Origin of the sequence: Streptomyces sp. CA-243310 (assembly GCF_050936775.1) — a bacterium.
Lineage (GTDB): Bacteria > Actinomycetota > Actinomycetes > Streptomycetales > Streptomycetaceae > Streptomyces.
Genome location: NZ_JBNJMF010000001.1, coordinates 1,175,373 through 1,200,156 on the forward strand (window position 1 = coordinate 1,175,373; position 24,784 = coordinate 1,200,156).

Annotated in this window: 23 protein-coding genes; 14 read left to right on the forward strand and 9 right to left on the reverse strand. The window is 71.3% G+C overall.

Annotation, left to right across the window (positions count from 1 at the left end):
- Position 1 precedes the first annotated feature (1 nt).
- Positions 2-2,059: a thioredoxin domain-containing protein gene (locus ACQEVM_RS05630; protein WP_433075677.1), complete on the forward strand. Its 2,058-nt coding sequence runs from the start codon at positions 2-4 to the stop codon at positions 2,057-2,059.
- Positions 2,060-2,129: 70 nt separating this feature from the next.
- Here ACQEVM_RS05630 and trhA read toward each other — a convergent pair whose 3' ends face one another.
- On the reverse strand, positions 2,130-2,861 hold the full coding sequence (gene trhA, locus ACQEVM_RS05635) for a PAQR family membrane homeostasis protein TrhA (protein ID WP_351384017.1): 732 nt from the start codon (positions 2,859-2,861) through the stop codon (positions 2,130-2,132).
- Between the two features lie 218 nt (positions 2,862-3,079).
- Between trhA and ACQEVM_RS05640 the strand changes: the two genes are divergently transcribed.
- Positions 3,080-4,912 carry a phosphoenolpyruvate carboxykinase (GTP) gene (locus ACQEVM_RS05640; RefSeq protein WP_053682158.1) on the forward strand — a complete coding sequence of 611 codons (1,833 nt, stop codon included), beginning with the start codon at positions 3,080-3,082 and terminating at the stop codon, positions 4,910-4,912.
- A gap of 286 nt (positions 4,913-5,198) precedes the next feature.
- Positions 5,199-5,645 carry a hypothetical protein gene (locus ACQEVM_RS05645; protein WP_433075680.1) on the forward strand — a complete coding sequence of 149 codons (447 nt, stop codon included), beginning with the start codon at positions 5,199-5,201 and terminating at the stop codon, positions 5,643-5,645.
- A gap of 84 nt (positions 5,646-5,729) precedes the next feature.
- Here the strand turns inward: ACQEVM_RS05645 and ACQEVM_RS05650 are convergent, their stop codons facing one another.
- The 6 genes from ACQEVM_RS05650 to ACQEVM_RS05675 form a co-directional block, all read right to left on the reverse strand.
- Entirely contained in the window at positions 5,730-6,125 is a 396-nt protein-coding gene (locus tag ACQEVM_RS05650; protein ID WP_433075682.1) for a hypothetical protein, read from the reverse strand.
- Between the two features lie 113 nt (positions 6,126-6,238).
- Positions 6,239-7,450: a pyridoxal phosphate-dependent aminotransferase gene (locus ACQEVM_RS05655; RefSeq protein WP_433075684.1), complete on the reverse strand. Its 1,212-nt coding sequence runs from the start codon at positions 7,448-7,450 to the stop codon at positions 6,239-6,241.
- A gap of 395 nt (positions 7,451-7,845) precedes the next feature.
- Positions 7,846-8,031 (reverse strand): hypothetical protein, encoded by a 186-nt coding sequence (locus tag ACQEVM_RS05660; RefSeq protein ID WP_053682191.1) that lies wholly within the window; start codon positions 8,029-8,031, stop codon positions 7,846-7,848.
- Between the two features lie 105 nt (positions 8,032-8,136).
- Positions 8,137-9,147: a YdcF family protein gene (locus ACQEVM_RS05665; protein ID WP_433075686.1), complete on the reverse strand. Its 1,011-nt coding sequence runs from the start codon at positions 9,145-9,147 to the stop codon at positions 8,137-8,139.
- Between the two features lie 31 nt (positions 9,148-9,178).
- On the reverse strand, positions 9,179-10,744 hold the full coding sequence (locus tag ACQEVM_RS05670) for an N-acyl-D-amino-acid deacylase family protein (protein WP_433075688.1): 1,566 nt from the start codon (positions 10,742-10,744) through the stop codon (positions 9,179-9,181).
- A 2-nt stretch (positions 10,745-10,746) separates the two neighbouring features.
- The gene (locus ACQEVM_RS05675; RefSeq protein WP_433075690.1) at positions 10,747-12,027 is read right to left on the reverse strand and encodes an amino acid deaminase; all 1,281 of its coding nucleotides are present in this window, start codon (positions 12,025-12,027) and stop codon (positions 10,747-10,749) included.
- A 162-nt stretch (positions 12,028-12,189) separates the two neighbouring features.
- On the opposite strand from ACQEVM_RS05675, the gene ACQEVM_RS05680 reads away from it, so the two are divergent.
- Positions 12,190-12,996, forward strand: coding sequence for an IclR family transcriptional regulator (locus tag ACQEVM_RS05680; RefSeq protein WP_433075692.1), 807 nt, complete (start codon positions 12,190-12,192; stop codon positions 12,994-12,996).
- Positions 12,993-13,403: a RidA family protein gene (locus ACQEVM_RS05685; RefSeq protein WP_385639279.1), complete on the forward strand. Its 411-nt coding sequence runs from the start codon at positions 12,993-12,995 to the stop codon at positions 13,401-13,403. Before ACQEVM_RS05680 ends, ACQEVM_RS05685 begins: the two co-directional genes overlap by 4 nt.
- 105 nt (positions 13,404-13,508) lie before the next feature.
- Here the strand turns inward: ACQEVM_RS05685 and ACQEVM_RS05690 are convergent, their stop codons facing one another.
- Positions 13,509-14,849, reverse strand: coding sequence for a M14 family metallopeptidase (locus ACQEVM_RS05690; RefSeq protein WP_433075695.1), 1,341 nt, complete (start codon positions 14,847-14,849; stop codon positions 13,509-13,511).
- Positions 14,850-14,977: 128 nt separating this feature from the next.
- Positions 14,978-16,708 carry a chitinase gene (locus ACQEVM_RS05695; RefSeq protein ID WP_433075697.1) on the reverse strand — a complete coding sequence of 577 codons (1,731 nt, stop codon included), beginning with the start codon at positions 16,706-16,708 and terminating at the stop codon, positions 14,978-14,980.
- Between the two features lie 321 nt (positions 16,709-17,029).
- Here ACQEVM_RS05695 and ACQEVM_RS05700 point away from each other — a divergent pair, with 321 nt between their 5' ends.
- The 9 genes from ACQEVM_RS05700 (at position 17,030) to ACQEVM_RS05740 (ending at position 24,681) form a co-directional block, all read left to right on the forward strand.
- On the forward strand, positions 17,030-17,923 hold the full coding sequence (locus tag ACQEVM_RS05700) for a hypothetical protein (protein WP_433075699.1): 894 nt from the start codon (positions 17,030-17,032) through the stop codon (positions 17,921-17,923).
- A gap of 43 nt (positions 17,924-17,966) precedes the next feature.
- Positions 17,967-18,668 (forward strand): Flp pilus assembly protein CpaB, encoded by a 702-nt coding sequence (cpaB, locus tag ACQEVM_RS05705; protein ID WP_433075701.1) that lies wholly within the window; start codon positions 17,967-17,969, stop codon positions 18,666-18,668.
- 7 nt (positions 18,669-18,675) lie between these two features.
- On the forward strand, positions 18,676-19,956 hold the full coding sequence (locus ACQEVM_RS05710; RefSeq protein ID WP_433075703.1) for an AAA family ATPase: 1,281 nt from the start codon (positions 18,676-18,678) through the stop codon (positions 19,954-19,956).
- 39 nt (positions 19,957-19,995) lie between these two features.
- On the forward strand, positions 19,996-20,367 hold the full coding sequence (locus tag ACQEVM_RS05715; protein WP_433075705.1) for a TadE/TadG family type IV pilus assembly protein: 372 nt from the start codon (positions 19,996-19,998) through the stop codon (positions 20,365-20,367).
- Positions 20,368-20,461: 94 nt separating this feature from the next.
- Complete coding sequence (locus ACQEVM_RS05720; RefSeq protein WP_433075707.1) at positions 20,462-20,797, forward strand: TadE/TadG family type IV pilus assembly protein; 336 nt, start codon at positions 20,462-20,464, stop codon at positions 20,795-20,797.
- Positions 20,794-22,149 carry a CpaF family protein gene (locus ACQEVM_RS05725; protein ID WP_433075709.1) on the forward strand — a complete coding sequence of 452 codons (1,356 nt, stop codon included), beginning with the start codon at positions 20,794-20,796 and terminating at the stop codon, positions 22,147-22,149. The genes ACQEVM_RS05720 and ACQEVM_RS05725 overlap by 4 nt, the downstream gene beginning before the upstream one ends.
- Positions 22,146-23,084, forward strand: a complete 939-nt coding sequence (locus ACQEVM_RS05730) for a type II secretion system F family protein (RefSeq protein ID WP_433075711.1) — start codon at positions 22,146-22,148, stop codon at positions 23,082-23,084. Before ACQEVM_RS05725 ends, ACQEVM_RS05730 begins: the two co-directional genes overlap by 4 nt.
- 13 nt (positions 23,085-23,097) lie before the next feature.
- Positions 23,098-23,991, forward strand: coding sequence for a DUF5936 domain-containing protein (locus ACQEVM_RS05735; RefSeq protein ID WP_433075713.1), 894 nt, complete (start codon positions 23,098-23,100; stop codon positions 23,989-23,991).
- A 3-nt stretch (positions 23,992-23,994) separates the two neighbouring features.
- Complete coding sequence (locus ACQEVM_RS05740) at positions 23,995-24,681, forward strand: response regulator (RefSeq protein WP_433075715.1); 687 nt, start codon at positions 23,995-23,997, stop codon at positions 24,679-24,681.
- Positions 24,682-24,784: the final 103 nt, after the last annotated feature.

A 24,784-nucleotide genomic window follows, 5' to 3' on the forward strand; every position in this document is an offset into this window, starting at 1 on the left:
CATGAACCGGTTGGCTGGTGTGACCTCGCCCTATCTGCTTCAGCACGCCGATAATCCGGTCGATTGGTGGCCCTGGGCGCCGGAGGCTTTCGAGGAGGCGCGGCGGCGCGATGTGCCCGTTCTGCTCTCGGTCGGTTATTCCGCGTGTCACTGGTGTCATGTCATGGCTCACGAGTCCTTCGAGGACGAGCTGACCGCCGCCTACATGAACGAGCACTTCGTCAACGTCAAGGTGGACCGCGAGGAGCGGCCCGACATCGACGCCGTCTACATGGAGGCCGTACAGGCCGCGACGGGACAGGGCGGCTGGCCCATGACGGTGTTCCTCAACGCCGACGCCGAACCGTTCTACTTCGGCACCTACTTCCCGCCCGAGCCCCGGCACGGCATGCCGTCCTTCACCCAGGTGCTCGAAGGCGTGCGCACCGCGTGGGTCGGCCGGCCCGAAGAGGTCGCCGAGGTCGCGTCGCGCATCACGCGGGACCTGTCCGAGAGGCAGTTGGACTACGGCAAGGCCGAGGCTCCCGGCCCCGAGGAGGCCGCGCGTGCGCTGCTCGCGCTGACGCGTGAGTACGACGCCACGCGCGGCGGGTTCGGCGGCGCCCCGAAGTTCCCGCCGTCCATGGTGCTGGAGTTCCTGCTGCGCCACCACGCCCGGACCGGGTCCGAGGGGGCCCTGCAGATGGCCGCCGACACCTGTGAGGCGATGGCCCGCGGCGGCATCTACGACCAGTTGGGCGGCGGGTTCGCCCGGTACTCGGTCGACCGGGAGTGGGTCGTTCCGCACTTCGAGAAGATGCTCTACGACAACGCGCTGCTGTGCCGGGTCTACGCCCACCTGTGGCGCTCCACCGGGTCGGAGCTCGCCCGCCGGGTGGCGTTGGAGACCGCGGACTTCATGGTCCGGGAGCTGCGTACCCGCGAGGGTGGTTTCGCCTCCGCCCTCGACGCCGACAGCGAGGACCCGCTGACCGGCCGGCACGTGGAGGGCGCGTACTACGCCTGGACGCCCGCGCAGTTGCGCGAGGTGCTCGGCGAGGAGGACGGGGAGGCGGCCGCCTCCTGCTTCGGGGTGACCGAGGAGGGGACCTTCGAGCACGGCACGTCCGTGCTGCAACTCCCGCAGGACGGGCCGACCCTGGACGCGGCGAAGGTCGCCGACATCAAGGCCCGGCTGCTCGCGGCGCGGTCCGGCCGGCCCGCGCCCGGCCGGGACGACAAGGTGGTGGCCGCCTGGAACGGGCTGGCCATCGCGGCGCTCGCCGAGTGCGGGGCGTACTTCGAGCGGCCCGACCTCGTCGAGCGCGCCACCGAGGCGGCCGACCTGCTGGTGCGGGTCCACTTCGACGCGACGGCCGGGCCCCGCCTGGCCCGTACGAGCAAGGACGGGATCGTCGGCCCCAACGCCGGGGTCCTGGAGGACTACGGCGATGTCGCGGAGGGCTTCCTGGCCCTGGCCTCGGTGACCGGCGAGGGGGTCTGGCTGGAGTTCGCGGGCTTCCTCGTGGACCTGGTGCTGGACCGGTTCACCGCCGAGGACGGCTCGTTGTACGACACCGCGCACGACGCCGAGAAGCTGATCCGCCGTCCCCAGGACCCGACGGACACGGCGGCGCCCTCGGGTTGGACCGCCGCCGCCGGCGCGCTGCTCTCGTACGCCGCGCAGTCGGGTTCCCGGGCGCACCGCACGGCCGCCGAGCGGGCGCTCGGGGTGGTCCAGGCGCTCGGGCCGCGGGTGCCGCGCTTCATCGGGCACGGGTTGGCGGTCGCGGAGGCGCTGATGGACGGCCCGCGCGAGGTGGCCGTGGTGGGCCATCCGGAGGATCCGGCGACGGCGGCGCTGCATCGGACGGCGTTGCTGGGGACGGCTCCCGGCGCGGTGGTGGCGGTCGGGCTGCCGCGGGCGGCGGACGGCGGGCCGGCGGAGTTCCCCCTGCTGGCCGACCGCGCGTTGACGGACGACCTCCCGACGGCGTACGTCTGCCGGCATTTTGTCTGCGCCCGTCCCACGACCGAGCCGGCCGAACTGGCCGAGCAGGTGGCGGGCGCGCGCCCCTGAGTCCGAGGGGCGCGGTGGCGTCCCGCGTCGTGTCCGGTGGCATCGCCACCGGACCGACCGCCCGGAGCCGTCAGTGCTGGTAGGCGGCGAGGGAGATGCCCACGTAGTGGGCGACGAAGGCCGCGAGCGTCAGCGAGTGGAACACCTCGTGGAACCCGAAGAAGCGGGGGGAGGGGTTGGGGCGCTTCATGCCGTAGATGACCCCTCCCACGCTGTAGAGCAGCCCTCCGACGATCACCAGCACGAGGACGGCGATGCCGCCGGTGCGCATGAAGTCGGGGAGGAAGAAGACGGCCGCCCAGCCCATCGCGATGTAGCAGGGCGTGTAGAGCCAGCGCGGGGCGCCGACCCAGAACACGCGGAAGGCGATGCCGGCGCCGGCGGCGATCCACACCGCCCACAGCAGGGTCCGCCCCGTGGAGGGCGGGAGCAGCAGGACGGTCAGCGGGGTGTAGGTGCCCGCGATGATCAGGAAGATGTTGGCGTGGTCGAGCCGTCGCAGGATCGCCTCGCCTCGGGGGCCCCACGTGCCGCGGTGGTAGACCGCGCTGACGCCGAAGAGCAGGCAGGCCGTGAGGATGTAGACCCCGCAGGCGACGCGCGCCTCGGTCGAGTCGGTGAAGGCCATCAGCACCAGGCCGGCGACGATCACGGCGGGGAACATTCCCAGGTGCAGCCAGCCGCGCAGCAGCGGCTTGTGTTCCAGGGCGGACTCTACGGCCTCTACGGCCTCGACGACCGGGTGGGCCGGATCGGCCGGGGCGGCCTCGGATGCCGGAGCGGCGGCGGCGTCAGAAGTCATGGCCACATGCTACCTACGGGTCCGTAGGTTTCCGTCAGTCCTCTTTACGGAAGATTGACGCGAGTGGCGATGCTCACGTGAGAAGCCCCCTGGACATATGCGCACATGCACCGGATGATCAGATGAGTGCGGTCGGCACCGGATGAGCGGAGCGCGAAGCGTCCGGGTCGCAGCCCCCACGGGGCAAACACCAACAAACCCCTCAACAAGGAGCGATCGTGGCGCGCGACAACGCGGCTCCCACTTCCAACCCGACGCAGCACAAGGCGTTGACCTCCTGGGTCGACGAGATCGCCGCCCTGACCGAGCCGGACCGGATCGTCTGGTGTGACGGATCCGAGGCCGAGTACGAGCGCCTGTGCGAGGAGCTCGTCGCCCAGGGCACGTTCAAGAAGCTCGACCCGGCCAAGCGCCCGAACTCGTACTACGCCGCCTCCGACCCCTCCGACGTCGCGCGCGTCGAGGACCGGACCTTCATCTGCTCCGAGAAGGAGGAGGACGCGGGCCCGACCAACCACTGGAAGGCCCCGGCCGAGATGAAGGCCCTATTCACCGGCACGGACGGTGGGCAGGGCATCTTCCGCGGCTCCATGAAGGGCCGGACGATGTACGTCGTCCCGTTCTGCATGGGCCCCCTCGGCTCCGAACTCTCCGCGATCGGCGTCGAGATCACCGACTCCGCCTACGTCGCGGTCGCCATGCGCACCATGACCCGCATGGGACAGCCCGTCCTCGACGAGCTCGGCACCGACGGATTCTTCGTCAAGGCCGTCCACACCCTCGGCGCTCCGCTCGCCGAGGGCCAGGCCGACGTGCCGTGGCCCTGCAACACCACCAAGTACATCTCGCACTTCCCGGAGACCCGCGAGATCTGGTCCTACGGCTCGGGCTACGGCGGCAACGCCCTGCTCGGCAAGAAGTGCTACGCCCTGCGCATCGCGTCCGTCATGGCCCGCGACGAGGGCTGGCTGGCCGAGCACATGCTGATCCTCAAGCTCACCCCGCCGCAGGGCGAGGCCAAGTACATCGCCGCCGCCTTCCCGTCCGCCTGCGGCAAGACGAACCTCGCGATGCTGGAGCCCACGATCCCCGGCTGGACCGTCGAGACCGTCGGCGACGACATCGCCTGGATGCGCTTCGGCGAGGACGGTCGCCTGTACGCGATCAACCCCGAGGCAGGCTTCTTCGGCGTCGCGCCCGGCACCGGCGAGCACACCAACGCCAACGCCATGAAGACGATGTACGCCAACACCGTCTTCACCAACGTCGCGCTCACCGACGACGGCGACGTCTGGTGGGAGGGCATGACCGAGACGTCGCCCGCCCACCTGATCGACTGGAAGGGCAACGACTGGACCCCGGACAGCGAGACCCCGGCGGCCCACCCCAACGCCCGGTTCGCCGTTCCCGCCTCCCAGTGCCCGACGATCGCCCCCGAGTGGGAGGACCCCAAGGGCGTCCCGATCTCCGCGATCCTGTTCGGTGGCCGCCGCGCCTCCGCCGTGCCGCTGGTCACCGAGTCCTTCGACTGGAACCACGGCGTCTTCATCGGCTCGAACATCGCCTCCGAGAAGACCGCCGCCGCCGAGGGCAAGGTCGGCGAGCTGCGCCGCGACCCCTTCGCCATGCTGCCGTTCTGCGGCTACAACATGGGCGACTACATGGGCCACTGGGTCGACGTGGCCAAGGGCAAGGACCAGGCGAAGCTCCCGAAGATCTACTACGTGAACTGGTTCCGCAAGAACGACGCGGGCAAGTTCGTGTGGCCGGGCTTCGGCGAGAACAGCCGTGTCCTGAAGTGGATCGTCGAGCGCCTCGACGGCACCGCCGAGGGCGTCGAGACCCCGATCGGCGTCCTGCCGACCGTGGCCTCCCTCGACACCGACGGCCTGGACCTGCCGGCCGCCGACCTGGACTTCCTCCTCACGGTCGACAAGGAGATCTGGCGCGACGAGGCCGCGCTGGTCCCCGAGCACCTGAACACCTACGGCGACCACACGCCGAAGGAACTGTGGGACCAGTACCACGCGCTCGTCGAGCGCCTGGGCTGACCCGCCCGCCCCGTCCGGGGCCCGAGAACGTGGGAGCCCCCGACCAAGCGGTTCCCACCGCAGCACGTGACCGTCGTCAGGAGCGTTCGCGCTCCCCGAGGCATGTCGTGTGCGTCTGCTGACGGCGGACCTCCTGCAAACGGAGGTCCGCCGTCACGCGTTTCGGCCCGTCGGGCGACCGCGTCGAGTGAACGGCCGACGTCCGTGCGGTCCCGCTTCGAAATGCTGTGTGGGCCCGTGGGTGCTGGTGGGAGGGGCGGGCTGCCGGGAGGATCGTGCCATGGGCGTGAGCGCGTTGAAGTGGCAGGGCTGGCTGGTCGGTCTGGTGGTGCTGGCCGGGATGCTGGTGTTCGCTCCGCTGGGCCTGTACGTGTGGGCCAGCGGCGAGGGGTCGGCCGAGCCGCCGGAGGTCCCGCCGGGGGCGGCGGTCGACGACGTGCGGGTCACCTCGTGCCGCGTCGATCCGGTGGGCCGCCGGGTGGTGGCCGGGGTCGACGTCACGGGCCGGGTCCCGGGCGTGAGCGCGTACCTGGTCACGGTGGAGTTCCGCGAGAGCGCCGAGCCGGAGCCGGGCGGTCGTGCGGCCCAGGCGCTGGCCAGGATTCCCGGGGTGGCTTCGGGGGCGACGGAACACGCCGAGGTGGTGGGCCCGGTGTGGCCGGCGGCGAAGGTGCCGTGGTGCGGGGTGGCGGGGGCGGAGTTCGGCCCCACGCCCTCGGCGGGCACGCCGTGAGTGGTCCGCCGCGCGCCCCGGCGCTCTGATCGCGCGGGTACATGGCACCCGGTCCGGAGCCTCCGCGGCCCCGGACCGGGGCCGTCAGTGGGCGCCGGCCAGGTCCGCGTCGGCGGAGCGCAGGGCGGCGGCGTGCGCGTCCATCCGCTCGGCGGCGAGGATCGCGGCGGTGGTGTCGGCGCGGGACGCGGCGACGAGCAGGGCGCGGGCGGCGAGGTCGTGCGCGCGTTGGTGGAGCGCGGCGGTGTTCTCCGCCCGCGGCCGGCGCAGTCGGGCGGGGCGGGCGCCGCGCAGCCGGGTGACCTGCTCGGCGATGCGGTCGCCGGCCCCGTCGAGTCCGAGGTCGTCGGTGACGGCGAGCAGCGCCGAGAGGTGCCCGGCGAGCTGGATGTCCAGCGCTTCGCCGCGGCTGCTGTGCGGGTAGTCCCGGCCGCCGTCCATGCGGTGGACGACCGACTTGGTGCGGATCGGCTCGTACATGAGGAGGCCTCCTGCGTGGTCAGGAAGCCATCCTACATTGGATTGGTTCTAAAGTTGTGCTCGATCCGGTCTCGATCCGGTCGATCGGTGGGCGCCGGCCGGCCGCCCGGCGCCTACGGCTGGCTGTAGCCGTCGAGGAAGGTGCCGATCCGCGTCACCGCGTCCGCCAGGTCCTTGGCGTTCGGCAGCGTCACGATGCGGAAGTGGTCGGGCTCCGGCCAGTTGAAGCCCGTACCGTGCACCACCATGATCTTCTCGGATCGCAGCAGGTCGAGGACCATCTGCCGGTCGTCCTTGATCTTGTAGACCGACGGGTCCAACCGCGGGAAGAGGTACAGGGCGCCCTTCGGCTTCACGCAACTGATGCCGGGGATCCGCGTCAGCAGGTCGTACGCGGTGTCGCGCTGCTCCAGCAGCCGTCCGCCGGGCAGGACCAGGTCGACGATCGACTGCCGGCCGCCGAGGGCGGTGGCGACGGCGTGCTGCGAGGGCATGTTGGCGCACAGCCGCATGTTCGCCAGGATCGTCAGGCCCTCGATGTACGACGAGGCGTGCTGCTTGGGGCCGCAGACCGCCATCCAGCCGGCCCGGAAGCCGGCGACGCGGTAGTTCTTGGAGAGCCCGTTGAAGGTCAGGGTCAGCAGGTCCGGCGCGATGGCGGCGGTGTTCGTGTGCGTGGCGCCGTCGTACAGGATCCGGTCGTAGATCTCGTCCGAGCAGACGACGAGGTTGTGGCGGCGCGCGATGTCCGTGAGCCCGCGCAGCATCTCGTCGTCGTAGACGGCGCCGGTGGGGTTGTTCGGGTTGATGATCACGAGTGCGCGGGTGCGGTCGGTGATCTTCCGCTCGATGTCCGCGAGGTCGGGCATCCAGTCGGCCTGCTCGTCGCAGCGGTAGTGGACGGCGGTGCCGCCGGCCAGGCTGACCGAGGCGGTCCAGAGCGGGTAGTCCGGTGCGGGGACCAGCACCTCGTCGCCGTCGTCGAGCAACGCCTGCATCGACATCTGGATCAGCTCGGAGACGCCGTTGCCGAGGTAGACGTCCTCGACGTCCAGCTCGATGCCCTTGGTCTGGTAGTGCTGCACGACCGCGCGCCGCGCGGAGAGCAGCCCCTTCGCGTCCCCGTATCCGTGGGCGTTGCCCAGGTTGCGGAGCATGTCCTCAAGGATCTCCGGCGGGCAGTCGAAGCCGAAGGCCGCGGGGTTGCCGGTGTTGAGCTTGAGGATGCGATGACCTGCCGCTTCGAGCCGCATGGCCTCTTCGAGCACGGGCCCGCGGATCTCGTAGCAGACATTGGCGAGTTTCGTTGACTGGATCACCTGCATGACGGGAGCTTACGGGGCCCGCCGCGGACCCGCTTCGAATTGCGCACCACGAACAGGGGGAGGATTTGCCCCATTACGCACGATGCGTGGGTGGTGGCGCGGTCCGTCCTTGGAAACGCGGGTCCGGCGCCCGTCCCGCCCTGCGGAACGGGTGTGTGCGCAGGGCGGTGACGATCGTGTTGCGCTCGTCACCTCGGGGGACGGGCGGGGCGGCAGGCAGGTCGTCCCCCGGCCTCCTCGCCGCGGCCGGTGAGCCACTCGATGCCGCCGTCCGGCGGGCGATGAACCCGTCCAGGCTGACGCCGATGGTGACGGCGGTGCGGAAGACGCGGGCGCCGCCCGACGCGTCGCGAGCGGGTCGGGACGGGTGGCGGCGCCCGGTCGGGAGGCGCGCGCTACGGAAGGTAACGCTCCAGCGCCGCCGGACCCTCCTTTTCGATCATCTGACGCGCCTTTTCGAGCCGCTCCGGAGTCGGCTCCTGGCCGCGCGCCATCACAAGGTCCTCAGGGTCGAACGGGCGCTCCGCCCCGGTGTAGAGGTGGGCCGGGCGGCTGGGCCGCTGGTCCGATTCACTGTCCATCGCGTACCTCCTCCGATGCCCCCCTGGCCCCCATCGTGCGGCGACATCCCCATGAACGCACGTCGGCCCGGTCGCTGCCCCGAAAACGGCCGCGGCGGCCTCCTGCTAGCCGGCCAGCAGCGTCAGCAGGACCCCGAAGGCGAACAGCGTGCCGCAGACGGTCAGGTTGACCCCCTTGTGCTCCACGAACACCGCGACGAACTCGCGGATCGTGGCGCTCGGCCAGAAGTAGGCGGCCGTCGGCGATCCCAGCACCTGGCCGTTGACGCCGACCTTGCGGGCCATCATGGCCGCGCGGAAGGCGTGGAAGTTGTTGGTGACCACCACACAGCGGTAGTCCGCCTTCCCCTCTTCCATGATGGTCCTGCTGAAGGTGAGGTTCTCCTCCGTCGTGCGGGAGCGGTCCTCCAGCACGACGTGGTCCGCCGGCACGCCCTCCGCGATCAGCCAGTCGGCCATCGCCCGGGCCTCCGCGACCTTCTCGTTCGATCCCTTGCCCCCCGAGGGGAGCAGCAGCGGGGCCGTGCCGCCCCGTGCGCACTGGGCCACGTAGATCCGCATGCCCTTGCGCAACCGGGAGGCCAGCAGCGGGGGGACCCGGTCCCCGCAGACGAGGCCGGAGCCGAGCATCACCACGTAGTCGACGTCGCCGCGCACCCGGATCCGGCCGTAGAGGTAGGCGTAGGCGAGGAAGCAGACGAAGAGGAACGAGACGTAGACCGCGATCATGATCACCATGGCGGTCATCCCGGCCACCCTGGTCGAGCCGCTCGCCATCGCGACGACCGCCAGCGCGAGCACCGCGAAGATCGCCAGGCCGGCCAGCAGGGACAGCAGGTTGCCCGGGCTGCGGCCCTCCTTGCGGACCATGGTCACCCCGTTGGCGACGAGGAAGCAGGCGAGGGCGACGACCCCGACGGCGGGCAGCAGGAACACCGCGACCGCGACGACCTTGGCGAGCGTGTCGGGGAGGTGCGTGAGTTGGAAGAGCAGGGCCATCGCCAGGCTGATGAAGGTGAGACCCAGGAGGACCGCGTTGCGAAAGCGCCGCCGGTCCTCCCGCACACTCGCACAGAAGAAGACAAACAGGAGGGCTGCGGGGGCGAAGGCGAGCATGCCGCACATCGTAAGCGGCTCAATTGAACCGTCAGCGGCCGGAATACGGCGTCCGTCGTACCGAACGCCCGGCCACGACGTCGGTCCTGCGACCGTCCCGCATCACGAAACGCCCGTCGATCAGGACGTACGGGACACCGGTCGGCAGCACCCGCGGACGCGCGTACGTGGACCCGGCCGCCACCGTGTCCGGATCGAAGAGGACGAGGTCCGCCCGGTACCCGACCCGCACCAGACCCCGGTCGGGCAGCCGCAGCCGGGCCGCCGGCCGGCCCGCGAGGTGCGCCACGCACTCCTCCAGGGTGAGCACCCCCAGCTCGCGCACGTAGCGCCCCAGGTAGTGGGGGAAGGTGCCGAACGCCCGCGGGTGCGGCTTCGCGCCGCGCAGGATGCCGTCCGAGCCGCCGGTGTGGGCCGGATGCCGCATGATCGCGCGGACGTTCTCCTCGTGCCCCACGTGCTGGAGGATCGTCGGCCGCAGCCGGTCCCCCAGCAACAGCCGCCGGGCCGCGTCCCAACCGGTGAGGCGGGTGCCGACGTACGCGTCGAAGGCGGGATCGCCGACGCCCGAGATCTCGATCGTCGACCAGTCCACGGGAACCCCGTGGCAGCCGTCCGCGCCCTCCACCTCCAGCGCGTACCGGATCCGCTCGGCCTCGGCGTCGTCCGCGAGCCGGGCGAGGACCGCCTCGGGGCCGCCCGCGTTGGCCCGACTCGGGAGCAGGGCGACGAGGGTCGTGCATCCGGCGGTGTACGGATAACTGTCGAGGGTGATGTCGCAGCCGTCGGCCAGCGCCGCGTCGAGGAGGTCCAGCAGCTCCCCGGCCCGGCCCTCGTTCTCGTCGAAGTTCATGGTGGCGTGCGCGAGGTGCAGGGCGCAGCCGGCCCCGCGGGCCAGCTCGACCATCTCGGCGTACGCGGCGAGCGCCCCGCTCCCGTACGAGCGGTGGTGCGGGCAGTAGTAGCCGCCGTACGAGGCCACCACCGCGCACAGCTCCGCCAGTTCGGCACCGGACGCGTACATGCCGGGGGTGTAGGTCAGCCCGGAGGACATGCCGACGGCGCCCTGCGCGAGGCCGTCGGCGACGAGCGCGCGCATCCGGTCGCGTTCGGCGGGGGTCGCGGGACGGTCGTCCCAGCCGAGCACCGTCGCGCGCACGGTGCCCTGGGGCACGAGGTAGGCGGCGTTGACCGCGACGCCCCGGTCGAGGCGGTCGAGGTAGCCGCCGACGTCGTGCCAGTCGAAGTCGACGTCGTCGCCCGGGCCGTTCCACCCGGCGATGGCCGCCCGCACCTCGGCGCGGGTGCGGTCGTCGACGGGCGCGTAGGACAGGCCGTCCTGGCCGAGCACCTCCAGGGTCACGCCCTGGGCGACCTTCGCGCCGTGGTCCGGGTCGCGGAGCAGCGCGAGGTCGCTGTGGGCGTGCATGTCGACGAATCCCGGGGCCAGGGCCAGGCCGTGCGCGTCGAGGGTCTCGCGGCCGGCGCCGAGCCTCCCGATCGCGGCGACGCGGCCCTCGTGCACGCCGACGTCCGCGAGGTACGAGGGCCCGCCCGTGCCGTCGACGACGCGGGCCCCCCGGATGACGAGGTCCACGGTCAGAAGTAGGTGCGCACGTAGTCGGTGACGGTGCCGTCGGCCTCCACGACCGGGATCAACGGCCACTTCTCGAAGATGGTGCAGGGGTGCGACATGCCGAGCGCCACCCAGTCGCCGACCCGGACGTCCTCGGCGGAGTCCGTCTCCAGCCAGGCGTGCTGGTCGGACAGTTTGACGACGCGGACACCGGTGGCCGGACGCTCGGTCCCGTCGAGGGCGTCGCGCACCAGCTCCGCCTCGGGCAGCCCGAGGTCGTAGGCGACGTCGCGCTTGCCCGCGTTGACGAAGGCCTGGGTGGGGGAGGGCCGGGAGACGACCTGGGCCCACAGGCGGAACGCGGGCCGCAGTCCGCCCTCCTGCGGGATCCGGTTGAAGGGGGTCAGGCGGGTGTACCAGCCGTGGTCGTGCGAGACGTACGCGCCGGAGCGCAGCAGCTTCAGGACGGGCCGCGACAGCTCCGGGATCGCGGCGAAGACGTCCGCGACGGCGTCGAACCAGGCGGAGCCGCCGGCGCTGACGACGATCTCCTCGACGTCCGGGGCGAACCGGCCCGCCTTGTCGAACGCGACCGCGAGGTCGGTGAGTCGGCGCAGGTAGGCGTGGACGCGCTCGGGGTCGGCGTCGGGGACCTCCGCCTCGTAGCCGGCGACGCCGACGAGGCGCAGCGTGTCGGTCTGCGCGACGGCGTCCGCGACGGCGTGGCAGTCCTCGTCGGTGCGGGCTCCGGTACGGGCCCCCTCGCCGGCGCCGAGTTCCACGACCACGTCGACGACGGCCGGCCGGCCGCGCAGGGCGCGGTCCATCAGCTGGACGCCGCGTACGGAGTCGACGTAACAGACGAACCGGAAGTCGGGGTCGGCGGCGAGTTCGTCGGCCACCCAGGCCAGGGCCGCGGGGTCGACGAGTTCGTTGGCGAGGAAGATGCGCCCGATGCCGAAGGCGCGGTAGACGCGGGCCTGGTGCGGTACGGCGGCGGTGATGCCCCAGGCCCCGTGGTCCAACTGGCGCTGGAACAACTGGGGGGCCATGCAGGTCTTGCCGTGCGGGGCGAAGGACAGGTGGTGGCGTTCGGCGTAGGTCTCCAGCGCCGCCAGGTTGTGGGCGAGGGCGTCCGCGTCGAGGGTGAGGACGGGGGTGGTGAATCCGCCGGTGTGCAGGTTCCGGCGCTCGGCCGCGAGCTGCCCGACGGTGAGGGAGGCGCGTTCGGCGTCCGGGGGGAGACCCTTGAACCGGTGGTCGACCGGCTCGTCGGCCAGACGTCGGACTGCTTCGCTGCCCATGCGGAATCCTCTCGCGTTGCGTGTGACGCAACGTGCGTTGCGGGTGGTGCCTGTGGCTGTCTAACATCCCGGATGACGACGGGTCAACGGTGTCGGTTCCGTTCTCCTTCCGTTCCCCGCCGCGGGAGCCCGCGACGGCGGCCCGCTGCGAGAGGACACGGCGTGAGCCAATCGGTGGAGCGGGCCCTGCGGATCCTCCCCGCGCTGGCCCGGGGCCCCGCCGGGCTCGGCGAGGTCGCCGAGGACCTCGGCGTGCACAAGAGCACCGCCCTGCGTCTGCTGCGGACCCTGCACGAACAGGGCTTCGTGTACCGACAGCAGGACGGCCGCTACCGGCTCGGCGCCCGCATCTTCGCGCTCGCCGCCGAGGCCATCGAGAACCTCGACATCCGCGGGATCGCCCACCCGCACCTGGTCGAGCTGAACCGGCTCACCGGCCACACCGTGCACCTCGCCCTCCACCAGGACGACGAGGTCGTGTACGTCGACAAGGTCGACAGCCGCTACCCGGTGCGCATGTACTCCCGCATCGGCAGGCCCGTCCCGCTCACCGTCGCCGCCGTCGCCAAACTCCTCCTCGCCGACCTGCCCGAGGCCGAACGCCGGGCGCTGGCCGACCGGATCGAGTACCCGGCCTACACCGCCCGCTCCACCCCCGACGCGCAGGCCTTCCTGCGCGAGCTGGACCTCGTGCGGGAACAGGGCTGGGCCACCGACTTCGGCGGCCACGAGGAGTCCGTCAACTGCGTCGGCGCGCCCGTGCGCGGGCCGGACGGGCGGGTCGTCGCCGCCATGTCGGTCTCCGCGCCCACCGTGGTGGTCGACGCCGACGCGCTGCTCGAACTGCTGCCCCTGGTGCGCCGCAGCGCCGACGCGATCAGCCGCGAGTACTCGGGCTCCGCCCGGGACCCGGACCAGGACGCCGACCAGGAACCCGTACAGGAACCCGCACAGGAGGACACGCCGTGACCGACAAGATCGCCATCACCCCCGACACCCACACCACCCCGCCCGCGAGGTTCTCGCACGGCGTGCGCAAGGGGAACCTGCTCCAGGTCGCCGGCCAGGTCGGCTTCCTCCCGCACGTCGAGGGGCAGCCGCCGACCCCCGCCGGGCCCACCCTGCGCGCCCAGACCCTCCAGACGCTGGAGAACGTCCGCTCCGTGCTGGAGGCCGGCGGCGCGAGCTGGGACGACGTGATGATGATCCGCGTCTACCTGACCGACACGGACCACTTCGGCGAGATGAACGCGCTCTACAACGCCTACTTCGAGGAGCAGGGCCTGAAGCAGGCCCCGGCCGCCCGCACCACCGTGTACGTGGGCCTGCCCGCCGGGCTGCTGATCGAGATCGACGCGCTGGCCGCCCTCGGCTGACGCGGGCCGCCGCAGGGCCCGCGCGCGGCCCACGCGCGGCCGACGCGCGGGAGGGGCGCCCCCCTGGCGGTGGGGCGCCCCCGTCGGGGTGGACCGGCGGTCACGTCACTGCGTGCAGTACTGCGCTTCCTTGCCGATCGAGCGGTACATGCAGTCCGCGTTCTCCAGGAGCTGGAGCACGGCGTCCTTGTTGCGCGCCGTCTCGCGGTCGATCACCTCGTCGGGCGGGTAGAAGCCGCCGCCGCCCCCGGACTCGGACGGGTACATCTCGAAGGTGTAGGAGAAGATCCGCTGGTTGCCCCACAGCCAGTCGTCGATCGTCCCGTCGGTGATGTACAGGTCGCTCGACTGCTCCGGCGTGTAGCCGTTGCTGTTGGCCATGCTCGTGCCGATCTTCTTGTACACCGCCAGGTCGTCGGCGCTCAGACCGGGCGCGGTGTCGTTGTACGTCCACCCGAACGGCCACAGCACCAGCTCGCTGTAGGTGTGGAAGTCGATGGCGGCCTTGATCTGCTGCTTGCCGCCCACGATCCGGCTGCGGACGAAGTCGGAGACCACCTTGACCTCGGGCGCGGAGGACGCCGCGGCCCCGCGGTAGGTCTCGGAGCTCTTGCTGCCGCTGGAGCCGCCGCAGCAGCCCCACTTGTAGTCCCAGTTGCGGTTCAGGTCGGTGCCCACGTACGAGGAGCCGGAGTTCGGTTGCCGGTTCTTGCGCCAGGAGCGGTAGGAACCGGTGGCGATGTCGTACTCGCCGCCGTCCGGGTTGAGGTCGGGGATGATCCAGATCTCGCGGCCGTTGACGGCGTTGGTGACGCGGGAGTCGGTGCCGTACTTGGAGCCGAACTCCTTGAGCAGGTAGAGGGCCATCTCGACCGTCAGGTGCTCACGGGCGTGCTGGTGGTGGGTGAAGAGGACCTCGGGTTCGGCCTCGTCGGTCGCGACGTTGTCACTGATCTTGATCGCGATCAGGTCCCGGCCCTGGTACGACTTCCCGATGACCTTCTTGCTCATGATCGCCGGGTACTGGGCGATGCGCTGGTCGATCTCCGCGTTCGCCTCGGCGTAGTTGTGGTACTTCGAGTCGGCGGACGGGAAGTCCATCGGGTTCGCCGCGACGCCGCGCTCGGAGCGGTCGGGCGGACCCGGCAGCGCGGTGAGCCTGTACCCGAGCGCGCGCAGGCTCTTGGCCTGCTGGGGGTCGGCGCTGACGACCACCGAGCGGGCGTCCACCTCGTCGATGGAGGCGCCCGTGCGGAGCAGGGCGGTGCGCTCGACGGCCGTGGACGGCCCCTGGATCTCGTACTGGACGATCGCCTCGTCCTGGGTCGCGGTCGACGGGGTGGGCGGGGTGGACGCCGTCGCGCTCAGGCCGTAGGCGGGTGCGCCGAGGGCGAGCGCCAGCAGGGCCGCCGTGACGGCGGCCCTTCGGCGGGTGTGGAGCCGCATGCGTTCTCCTGGGTGGGAGGTGGGGGTGCCGTGCGGACGCGCACAGCGTGCTCTCATGGCATGTTCGGGTCAAGAATTCGAAACCGGCCAATGTGACCGCGGTCCACGGCCACCCCCACCCCTACCGCCTACGGCAGGCTGTGGACCTTCGGACCCACCGCGTTCGACCAGGTGCCACCCGCCTTGGCGTCCCAGTTGGTCGACCAGGTCATCGCGCCGCGCAGCCCCGGATAGGTCTTCGACGGCTTGAACGCACCGCAGTTCGTGCCCCGGGCCAGGCAGTCCAGGGCGTTGTTCACGATGGTCGGGGAGACGTAGCCGCTGCCCGCGCCGCTCGGGGAGGCCGGCACGCCGATGCCCACCTGGGAGGGGTCGAGGCCGCCTTCGAGCTGGATGCAGGCCAGCGCGGTCAGGAAGTCCACCGAGCCCTGGGAGTAGACCTTGCCGTCACAGCCGTTCATCGCGCCGCTGTTGTAGTACTGCATGTTGACGACGGTCAGGATGTCCTTGATGCTCAGCGCCGTCTTGAAATAGCCGCCCTGCGTGGACTGCATGTCGATCGTCTGCGGGGCCATCGTGATGACGAGCGAGGGGCCCGCCTTCGCCGACAGCGCGCGCAGCGCCTGCGTCATGTAGGTCGGGTTGAGGCCGTTCTCCAGGTCGATGTCGATCCCGCTGAAGCCGTACTCCTGCATCAGCGCCCAGGCCGAGTTGGCGAGGTTGTTGGCGGACGCGGAGTCGTTGACCGAGATGGTGCCCTTCTCGCCGCCGACGGACAGGATGACCGACTTGCCGGCCGCCTTCTTCGCGGCGATGTCGGCCTTGAACTGCGGCACCGTGTAGCCGCCGAGGCCCGCCGAGTCGAGGTTGAAGGAGATGCCGCCGGGCGTGGTCGTGGCGTCGGCGAAGGAGACGGCGACGATGTCGTACTGCGCCGAGACGTCCGAGAGCTTCTGGACGGTCGCCCCGTTGTTGAAGTTCTGCCAGTAGCCGGTCAGGGCGTGCTTGGGGACGCCCGGATTCGGGTTGCCGCCGCCGCCCGTGGTGGTGCCCGTCACCGCGGCGGACCGGGGCCCCTCGCCGGCCGCGTTGTACGCGCTCACCTGGAAGGAGTACGAGGTCGAGGCGGTCAGGCCCGAGATCTGCGCGGAGGCCGAGGACACCGTCTGGACGCGGACGCCGTCCTGGTAGACGTGGTAGCCGGTGGCGCTGCCCACCGCGTTCCACGAAAGAGTGAGGGCGTTCGCGCTCTGGCCGGAAACGGCGGCTCCGGCGGGGGCGCCCGGGACGCTCGGGCCGGGGTCGGTGCCGCCGCCCCCGTCCGGGCCGAAGACGCTGAACTCGTCGACGACGAAGCCCGGCTGGCCGTACCAGCCGTGCGTGTAGACGGTCACCCGGGTGGTGTTGGGGCCGGTGGAGAAGGTGGTCGACAGCTTCTGCCAGCCGCCGCCCGTGCCGGGGGTCCAGGTGGACACGTCCTGGGTGCCGGTCCCGGTCGCGCCGAGGTACACGTACGAGCCCTGCACCTGCGTGCTCAGCGTGTACGTGGAATTCGGCTTGACCGTGACGGTCTGGCTGCAGCGGGCGTTGTCCGAGCCCGCCGGGGTGGCCTTCAGGGCGCCGGCCCCGGCGAAGACGGGGGAGGACACGACGGCGCCGCTGCCGCCGGTGCAGGACCAGTCGGACAGGCCGGACTCGAAGCCTCCGTTCCGGGCGACGTTGACGTCGGCGGCTTGCGCCGTACCGGCGCCGAGGGCGGTCAGACCTCCGGCGGCGAGGGTGGCGGCGCCCAACAGGGCGAGGGAGCGTATGCGGTTCACGAAGGCTCCGGTGGGGGGAGAAGGGGATGTGAAAGGCATGACAGGGGCAAGTGGGGGACCCCGCAGCCAAGTTGGTCCAGACCAATCCCCGTGTCAAGGGTCTTGGCAATGTGGCTTGAAGTGACCTCTGCGTCGCCCGTGTGTCGATCCCCGATGTCCGGATTTCTCGCCACCTGCGCCCTCTGCTCCCGGGCACGGGAATCCGCAAGGCCCTGCCCTGCCAGGGGGGACGCGGATATGGTGCTGAGGCAAGGGGGAGCTGCGCGGATCGTTTGCGGTCGCGCAGTCGTGCGGGTACGTGGGGACCGCGTGACGGGGGTGGGAACGCCCGTGGCGCACAGGGTGAACGGGGGGATTCGCGTGCCGACCGCCATTGCTGTCACCAGTGCCGATCTGGTGCTGCCGGCCCCCGACCGCCACACCCCGACCGCCGCCGTCCTGCGGCCGCCCGACCAGGTCGACCTCGACGGAGCCCTCGCCGAGACCGCCGCCCTCCTGGAACGACACGGCCACCTCGTGGTCGTCGTACCGCCCTGGCTGCCGCTCGCCACCATCCGCCGGCTGCACACCGTACGGGCCATTCTGGAAACCGACCGGATCGCGCTCCTCGACATCGATCTGCCGCCCCTGGGCACGGCCCTGCTGGTGCGTCAGCTCCGCCAGCTCAGCGTCTGCGACTTCAGCCCCGGGGTCCTGGCCTCCGCGGCCCGCCTGCTGCCGCACTACATCTACGCGGGCGCCCTGCTCGGCAGCGTCGCCAAACTGGACCGGGTGCCGGTCGGCCTCAAGGCGCACGCCAGGTCCTGGTCACCGAGCGCCCAGTTCGCCGTACTCGCCCACCCCACCCCGCACCTGACCAGACTCGGCACCTCCGGATCCTCGGGCGCCCACAGCGCGGGCGGCGCCGCCGCGGGACTCCCCGCCGGCCCCGGCTTCGCGACCCACCTCACCTTCGCCCGCGGCCAACTCGCCTCCGACTGGGTGAGCGCCGAACTGGCCCCCGCCTGGCAGGTGCAGGGCGTCATGGAGAACCCGCTGCCGGCCGACTCGCCCGTCTGGTGGGCCACGTCGAAGCTCGTCGAGTTCGCCGCGGCCATCCCGGACGTGTCCGTCCTCTACCAGCTGGTCGCCTCGGTGCGCCGGGAGCAATGCCGATGGTGCGGCTTCGAACTCATCGGCGACCGCTGCGGCTTCTGCTCCGCCCCGCTGACGGCCCCACCGCCCGCGGCCGCGACATCCCGATCCAGACCCTGACCACCGGCCCGAACGAACGAAGAACGGCGAGGTAGTACGGCCCATGAACTCACGCCAGCGCCGCGGCGTCATCCTGCTCCTCCTGTCGATCCTGTGCGCCCTCGCGGCGTTCGCCGGGGTGCTCGTGGTGATCGGCGACGTCAACTCCAAGGTCGGGGCCGAGGTCGTCGCCTACCGCGTGAAGGGCGACATCGCGCCGTACAGCGCGCTCACGGCCGGCCAGTTCGAGCAGGTCACGGTCCCCCAACGGTGGCTGTCCGAGACGGCCGTCACCGACCTCGACGGACTCAGGGACAAGATCGCGCTCACCACGCTCAAGAAGGGCTCGCTGCTCCAGACCGACATGTACGTCGACAAACCGCAGCTCCAGCCCGGTGAGCAGGAGATCGCCATCATGATCGACGCCGCCACCGGCGTGGCCGGCAAGATCACCTCCGGCGCCAAGGTCAACATCATCGCCACCTTCAAGGGCGTCAAGGAAACCGACCCCTCGCGCTCCGTGATCATCGTCGCCAACGCCCGCGTCCTGGGCGTCGGCAAGCTCACCGCCCTCGACAAGGACAGCGACCGCAAGGGCCCCGCCGAGGCCGTCCCGATCACCTTCGCCCTGAACACCAAGGACACCCAGCGCGTCGCGTACGCCGAATCCTTCGCGGAACACGTCCGGCTGGCCCTGGTGGCCCCCGGCACCGATTCGGCGCCCAGCCCCAGCGACCGCACGTACACCCTCGACGGGGACAAGTGAGGCCCGGATGACCACCCGAATCCTCCCCGCGTCCGGCGACCCGGACGCCGCCCGCGCCATCACCACCCTCCTCGGCCGGCTCCCGGACGCCGAGCCGGCCGCCCCGGTCCCCGATTCCACCGCGCTGCTCGACACCCTCGCCGGGCTGGCCTCCCGATCCCTCGACGACCTGCCCGAGGTGGTCCTGGTCCACGAGCGGATCGGCCCGCTGCCCGCGCTGGAACTCATCCGCGAAGTCGCCCTCCGCTTCCCCGCCGTGGGCGTGGTCCTGGTGTCCTCCGACGCCGCACCCGGGTTCTTCGCCGCCGCCATGGACTCCGGCGCCCGCGGCCTGATCGTGCTCCCCCTCGCCTACGAGGAACTCGCCTCGCGCGTCCAGGCCGCCGCCCAGTGGGCCGTCGGCGTACGCCGCCACCTGGGCCGCGGCCCGGACCTGCCCGCCGGACCCGGCGGCCGGGTGGTCACCGTCGCCGGCGCCAAGGGCGGCGTCGGAACCACCTTCACGGCCGTCCAGTTCGCCCTCGCCGCGGCCGCCTCCGGACGACGTACCGCCCTGGTGGACATGGACCTCCAGGGCGGGGACGTGGGCTCGTACCTCGACGTGCAGTTCCGCCGTTCCATCGCCGACCTCGCCGGGATCCAGGACATCTCGCCCCGGGTCCTCCAGGACGCGGTGTACGACGACCGGACCGGACTCGCGCTGCTGCTGGCCCCCGCCGACGGCGAACGCGGCGAGGAGGTCGACGAACGCGCCGCCCGCCACGTCGTGACCGCCCTGCGGAGCCGCTACGAACTCGTCGTCATCGACTGCGGCACCCAGGTGACCGGCGCCAACGCGGCGGCCGTGGAAATGGCCGACATCGCCGTACTCGTCACCACTCCGGACGTGGTCTCCGTCCGCGCGGCGAAGCGACTGGTCCGCATGTGGGAACGCCTCCAGGTCCGCAAGGCCGAGGACACCACCATGGTCGTCAACCGCTGGAGCAAGCACACCGAGATCCAACCCGCCCTCATCGAGAAGATCACCAAGACCCGCCCCACCCGCACCCCCGTCCCGGCCGGCTTCAAGGAACTCCAGGCCGTCGTCGACGCGGGCCGCGTCCAGGACCTCGACAACCGCTCCACCGTGAAACAGGCCCTGTGGACCCTGGCCGGCGAACTCGGCCTGCTCACCGCCCCCACCACCGCGGCCTCGGCCGACGGCGCCGTCCCGCCGCCGCGCTCGGCCGAACTGGCGGTCCGGCCGTCCGGGCCCCTGGCCCGGCTGCGGCGCGGCCGGGAGGGCTGACCGGTGCCCGCGCGGAGACGGGGAGGGGCGTGCGGACCGGTGCGGGGACGCGCGGGGGAGAGCCGCCGGGACCGGGGCCAGGTCGCCGTCGAGTTCGTCGGGATGGTCCCGTTGATCCTGCTGCTCGTGGCGGCGGTGTGGGAGTGCGTGCTGATCGGGTACGCGTTCTCGCTGGCCGGCAACGCGGCGGACGAGGCGGCCCGGGTCGGGGCGGTGCACGGGGGCGCGGCATGCGAGACGGCGGCCGGCAAGTACATCGGGGGCGCGTGGAACATGACCGCGCAATGCCGCGAGTCCGGTGACATCTACAAGGCCACCGTCAGCCTCAAGCTCCCCGTGTTCTTCCCCGGCCTCGACATCGGCGTCCCCATCACGGGCGAGGGCGGCTCCGCGCTGGAGAAGGAGGACTGACGTGAACCGGCACAGTGATCCGCACTCTGATCCGCACTCTGATCCGCGCCGCGACCGCATCCGTGGCCGCATCCCTGGCCGTGACCGGGGTCAAGTGGCCCTGGAGTACATCGGGTTCATCCCGATCCTGCTCTTCGTCGCCCTGTGCGGCATCCAGCTGGGCTGGGTCGCCTACGTCCACCAGCAGGCGGAGACCGCCGCCCGCACCGCCGCACGCGTCGAGGCCCGCAAACCGGGCGCCGGGTCGGCCGCGGGCAGGGCGGCGGTGAAAGCGAGCCTCGGTGCCCAGGTGGCCGTGTCCACGACCTCCGACGCCGTGACCGCGACCGCGACCATCAAGATCAAATCCATCGTTCCCGGACTCGACCCCTCCGACGCCATCGCCACCGCCACCATGCCCAACGACGACCCGAAGGTGACCGGACCATGAGCCTGCGTTCCCGGGTCAACACCCCCGACGACCGCCACAGCCACGGCGACGACGGCCGACTGGTCTCCTCGTACCGCACCAAGCTGCTGGAGGAGATCGACCTCGCCGAGATGTCCGCGCTCGCACCCACCGAGCGCCGGGCCCGCCTGGAACGCGTACTCGGCCACATCATCAGCCGCGAGGGGCCCGTCCTCTCCACCGTCGAACGCGCCCAACTGATCCGCCGCGTCGTCGACGAGGCCCTCGGCCTCGGCGTCCTCGAACCGCTCCTCGAAGACCCCTCGATCTCCGAGATCATGGTCAACGGACCCGACCAGATCTTCGTCGAACGTGCCGGCCGGGTCGAGCAACTGCCGCTGCGCTTCGCCTCGCACGAACAACTCATGCAGACCATCGAGCGCATCGTCTCCACCGTCAACCGGCGCGTGGACGAGGCCAATCCGATGGTCGACGCCCGCCTGCCCAGCGGGGAGCGCGTCAACGTCGTCATCCCGCCGCTGTCCCTCACCGGCGCCACCCTCACCATCCGCCGCTTCCCACGCGCGTTCACCCTGCACGAGATGATCAGCCTCGGCTCGCTGGACGAACAGATGCTCATGCTCCTGTCGGGCCTGATCCAGGCCAAGATGAACGTGATCGTCTCCGGCGCCACCGGCACCGGCAAGACCACCCTCCTCAACGCCCTCTCCGGCCTGATCCCGGAGGGCGAACGCATCATCACCATCGAGGACTCGGCCGAACTCCAACTCCAACAGGCCCACGTGATCCGCCTCGAATCCCGCCCCCCGAACGTCGAGGGCAGCGGCCGGATCACCATCCGCGACCTGGTGCGCAACTCCCTGCGCATGCGGCCCGACCGCATCATCGTCGGCGAGGTCCGCGGCGGCGAGACCCTCGACATGCTGCAAGCCATGTCCACCGGCCACGACGGCTCCCTCGCCACCGTGCACGCCAACAGCTCCGAGGACGCCCTGATGCGCCTCCAGACCCTGGCGTCCATGTCGGAGGTGGAGATCCCCTTCGAGGCGCTCCAGGACCAGATCAACAGCGCCGTCAACGTCGTCGTGCAACTGACCCGCTTCGGCGACGGCTCGCGCCGCATCACGGAGATCTCCATCCTCGACTCGCACGGCCGCGAACCGTTCCGCATCACCCCCGTGTGCCGGTTCGCGGCGCAGCCGATGGGCGCGGACGGCCGCGTCCACGGCCGCTTCGAGTACTACCCGCTGCCACGCCGGATCGCCGACCGCCTCTACATGAACAACCAGCCGATTCCCCAGGCCTTCGGGGTCGCCATGTCGGACGACCGGCCGGCCACCCCGACCGCACGCACCACTCGGACCATCCTGTGAACACAACCGTCTCCCTCACCCTCGGCGCCACCCTGCTGGCCGGCCTCCTCGTGGTCTGGGGCGTACACGCCTACTCCGCCGGCCGCGCCCAACGCGCCGCCCTGATCGAACGCCTCGCCGCGAGCGGCGCCCCCGAGCCCCAGGGGCGCGGACGCCGCTTCCGGGAGATCGACCGCCGGCTGCGCCGCACCCGACCGGGCCGCCGCATCGAGATCAAACTGGCGACCACCGGCCTGGACCTCACCCCGGGCGAGTTCTTCGTCTACATGTTGCTGTCGGTGGCCGGGGTCTGGCTGGTCTTCGCGTCGTTCCTCGCCCCGTTCTTCGGACCGGTGGCCGCACTGATCGCGCTCTGGTCCGCCAACGCCTTCCTCAACTGGCAGCGGGCACGCCGCACGGAGCGGTTCATCAACCAACTCCCCGACCTGGCCCGCATCCTCGCCAACGCCACCCAGGCCGGCCTGGCCCTGCGTACCGCCATCGGCATGGCCGCCGAGGAACTGGAAGCCCCGGCCGGAGAGGAACTCGCCCGGGTCGCCGACCGGCTCGCCATCGGGCACTCCATCGAGGAGTCCCTGGGCGAACTCACCGAACGCCTGCCCTCGCGGGAACTGGTCGTCCTCGTCTCCACCCTGGTCCTGTCCGCCCGCGCCGGCGGCGCCATCGTCGGCAGCCTGCGCAACCTCACGGTGACGCTGGAACAACGCAAGGAGACACGGCGCGAGATCCGCACCCAGCTGTCGCAGGTGACCGTGACCGCGTACCTGGTGCCGGCCATCGGGCTGGGCTCCCTGCTGCTCGTGGACATGATGATGCCGGGCGCGCTGGACCGGATGACGGGGGCGTTCATCGGGCAGACCGCCGTCCTCGTCGCGCTGGGCCTCTTCGCCCTCGGCTTCGTCCTCATCCGGCGCCTGTCGAAGATCGACGTGTGAGGGGCACCGACCGATGACCGCACTCCTTCTCGCCCTGGCCCTCGGCCTGTCCGTCTTCGGCGCCCTGTACGGGCTGCGCCTCTACCGCGCCGACGTCAAACTCCCCAGCGACCTCGCCCTGGCCCTGGAGGTCGGCGCCACCCGCACCACCGCCGTCGGCTCGCTCGTCGACCGCCTCGGCATCCGCTGGGCCCCGCTCGTCCTGCGCCTGATGGGCCAAGACCGCGTCGCCCGCAAGCGCCGTCAGATCGACATGGCCGGCAACCCGGCCGGCCTGACCATCGACCGCTACGCGGCCCGCCGGGCCGTGTACGCCCTCCTGGGCGGGCTCGGCGCCTTCTCCCTGCTGATCAACGGCCAACTCGTACCGGCGCTGCTGATGGTCGCGTTCGGCCTGTTCTGGATCGAGGTCGGCCTGTGGTCCGCGATCCGCGTGCGACGCGACCACATCGAACGCACCCTGCCCGACTTCCTGGACGTCCTCGCCGTCGTGGTGAGCGCCGGGCTCGGCTTCCGGCAGGCCCTGGAACGGGTGGCGGACAAGTACGAGGGCCCGTGGTCCGACGAGATCCGCATCACCCTCCAGCAGATGGACATGGGCGTCAGCCGCCGCCAGGCCTTCGACGAACTGCGCCGACGCAACGACTCCGAGCAGGTCGCCCAGTTCGTGACCGCCCTCCAACAGGGCGAGGAACTCGGCTCCCCGATCGTCGAGACCCTGATCGCCATCGCCGAGGACATGCGCCGCACGGACGCCCAGAACGCCCGCCGCCGCGCCGCCCGCGCCGTCCCCAAAGCCACCTTCTCCGTCACCATGTTCATGCTGCCGGGCACGCTGATCCTGCTCGTCTGCGGATTCGTGTACGGGGCGAACATCGACTTCGGCGCGATGTTCGGAGGCGGCTGAGTCATGACGACCACCCGCGTACTGATCGCCGACGACAACCCCGTCATCCGCGCCGGCCTGGCCTCCCTGCTCGCCGCCACCGAGGACCTCCGGGTCGTCGCGGAGGCCCGCGACGGCCGCGAGGCCCTGAGCCTGACCCGCCTGCACACCCCGGACGTCATCCTGCTGGACGTCCGCATGCCGGGCGTCGACGGCATCTCCGCCCTCCCGCACCTGGTCACCCTGGCCTCGGTCCTGATGCTGACGTACAACCGCGAACCGAGCACGGTACGAGAAGCCCTGCTCCTGGGCGCGGGAGGCTACCTGGTCCACGGCGAGTTCACGGCGGACGACCTGACCCGCGCGGTCCGCGACGTCCGCGCGGGCCGCGCCCACCTGACCACCTCGGCGGCGACCGCCCTCCTCGAAGACCTCCGTACCTCTTCGCAACCGCAACGTTCTGTGGCATCCTCGACAGACCGCATGCACAACTCGGTGACGTACAGGCTGAGTTCTCGGGAGGTGGAGATCATGGATCTGATCGCGTCCGGGATGAACAACCAGCAGATCGCGAGTGCGTGCTTCATCAGCGAGAAGACGGTCAAGAACCACATCAACCGCATCTTCGCGAAGCTCCACACGGCCACCCGCAGCGAAGCCATAGCCCGCTGGCTGGGAACCGCCCGCCCGGGGGTGGCCGGCCATGGGTAGACAGTCTGCGCAGTGGGTCCGTAATTGGGCCCCGGGACCCTTGGTTATCACCGGTGACTCCCCGTACGGTCCGCAAATCGACAGCGGCACCGGCCCGGGAGGA

What these genes read in the sequence shown, in the direction of transcription:
- ACQEVM_RS05690 (WP_433075695.1), bottom strand. Translation starts at nt 14,849, where the DNA reads ATGCGGCTCCACACCCGCCGAAGGGCCGCCGTCACGGCGGCCCTGCTG.
- ACQEVM_RS05695 (WP_433075697.1), bottom strand. Translation starts at nt 16,708, where the DNA reads ATGCCTTTCACATCCCCTTCTCCCCCCACCGGAGCCTTCGTGAACCGC.
- ACQEVM_RS05665 (WP_433075686.1), bottom strand. Translation starts at nt 9,147, where the DNA reads ATGCTCGCCTTCGCCCCCGCAGCCCTCCTGTTTGTCTTCTTCTGTGCG.
- ACQEVM_RS05725 (WP_433075709.1), top strand. Translation starts at nt 20,794, where the DNA reads ATGAGCCTGCGTTCCCGGGTCAACACCCCCGACGACCGCCACAGCCAC.
- ACQEVM_RS05735 (WP_433075713.1), top strand. Translation starts at nt 23,098, where the DNA reads ATGACCGCACTCCTTCTCGCCCTGGCCCTCGGCCTGTCCGTCTTCGGC.
- trhA (WP_351384017.1), bottom strand. Translation starts at nt 2,861, where the DNA reads ATGACTTCTGACGCCGCCGCCGCTCCGGCATCCGAGGCCGCCCCGGCC.
- ACQEVM_RS05675 (WP_433075690.1), bottom strand. Translation starts at nt 12,027, where the DNA reads ATGGGCAGCGAAGCAGTCCGACGTCTGGCCGACGAGCCGGTCGACCAC.
- ACQEVM_RS05655 (WP_433075684.1), bottom strand. Translation starts at nt 7,450, where the DNA reads ATGCAGGTGATCCAGTCAACGAAACTCGCCAATGTCTGCTACGAGATC.
- ACQEVM_RS05630 (WP_433075677.1), top strand. Translation starts at nt 2, where the DNA reads ATGAACCGGTTGGCTGGTGTGACCTCGCCCTATCTGCTTCAGCACGCC.
- ACQEVM_RS05650 (WP_433075682.1), bottom strand. Translation starts at nt 6,125, where the DNA reads ATGTACGAGCCGATCCGCACCAAGTCGGTCGTCCACCGCATGGACGGC.
- cpaB (WP_433075701.1), top strand. Translation starts at nt 17,967, where the DNA reads ATGAACTCACGCCAGCGCCGCGGCGTCATCCTGCTCCTCCTGTCGATC.
- ACQEVM_RS05660 (WP_053682191.1), bottom strand. Translation starts at nt 8,031, where the DNA reads ATGGACAGTGAATCGGACCAGCGGCCCAGCCGCCCGGCCCACCTCTAC.
- ACQEVM_RS05740 (WP_433075715.1), top strand. Translation starts at nt 23,995, where the DNA reads ATGACGACCACCCGCGTACTGATCGCCGACGACAACCCCGTCATCCGC.
- ACQEVM_RS05710 (WP_433075703.1), top strand. Translation starts at nt 18,676, where the DNA reads ATGACCACCCGAATCCTCCCCGCGTCCGGCGACCCGGACGCCGCCCGC.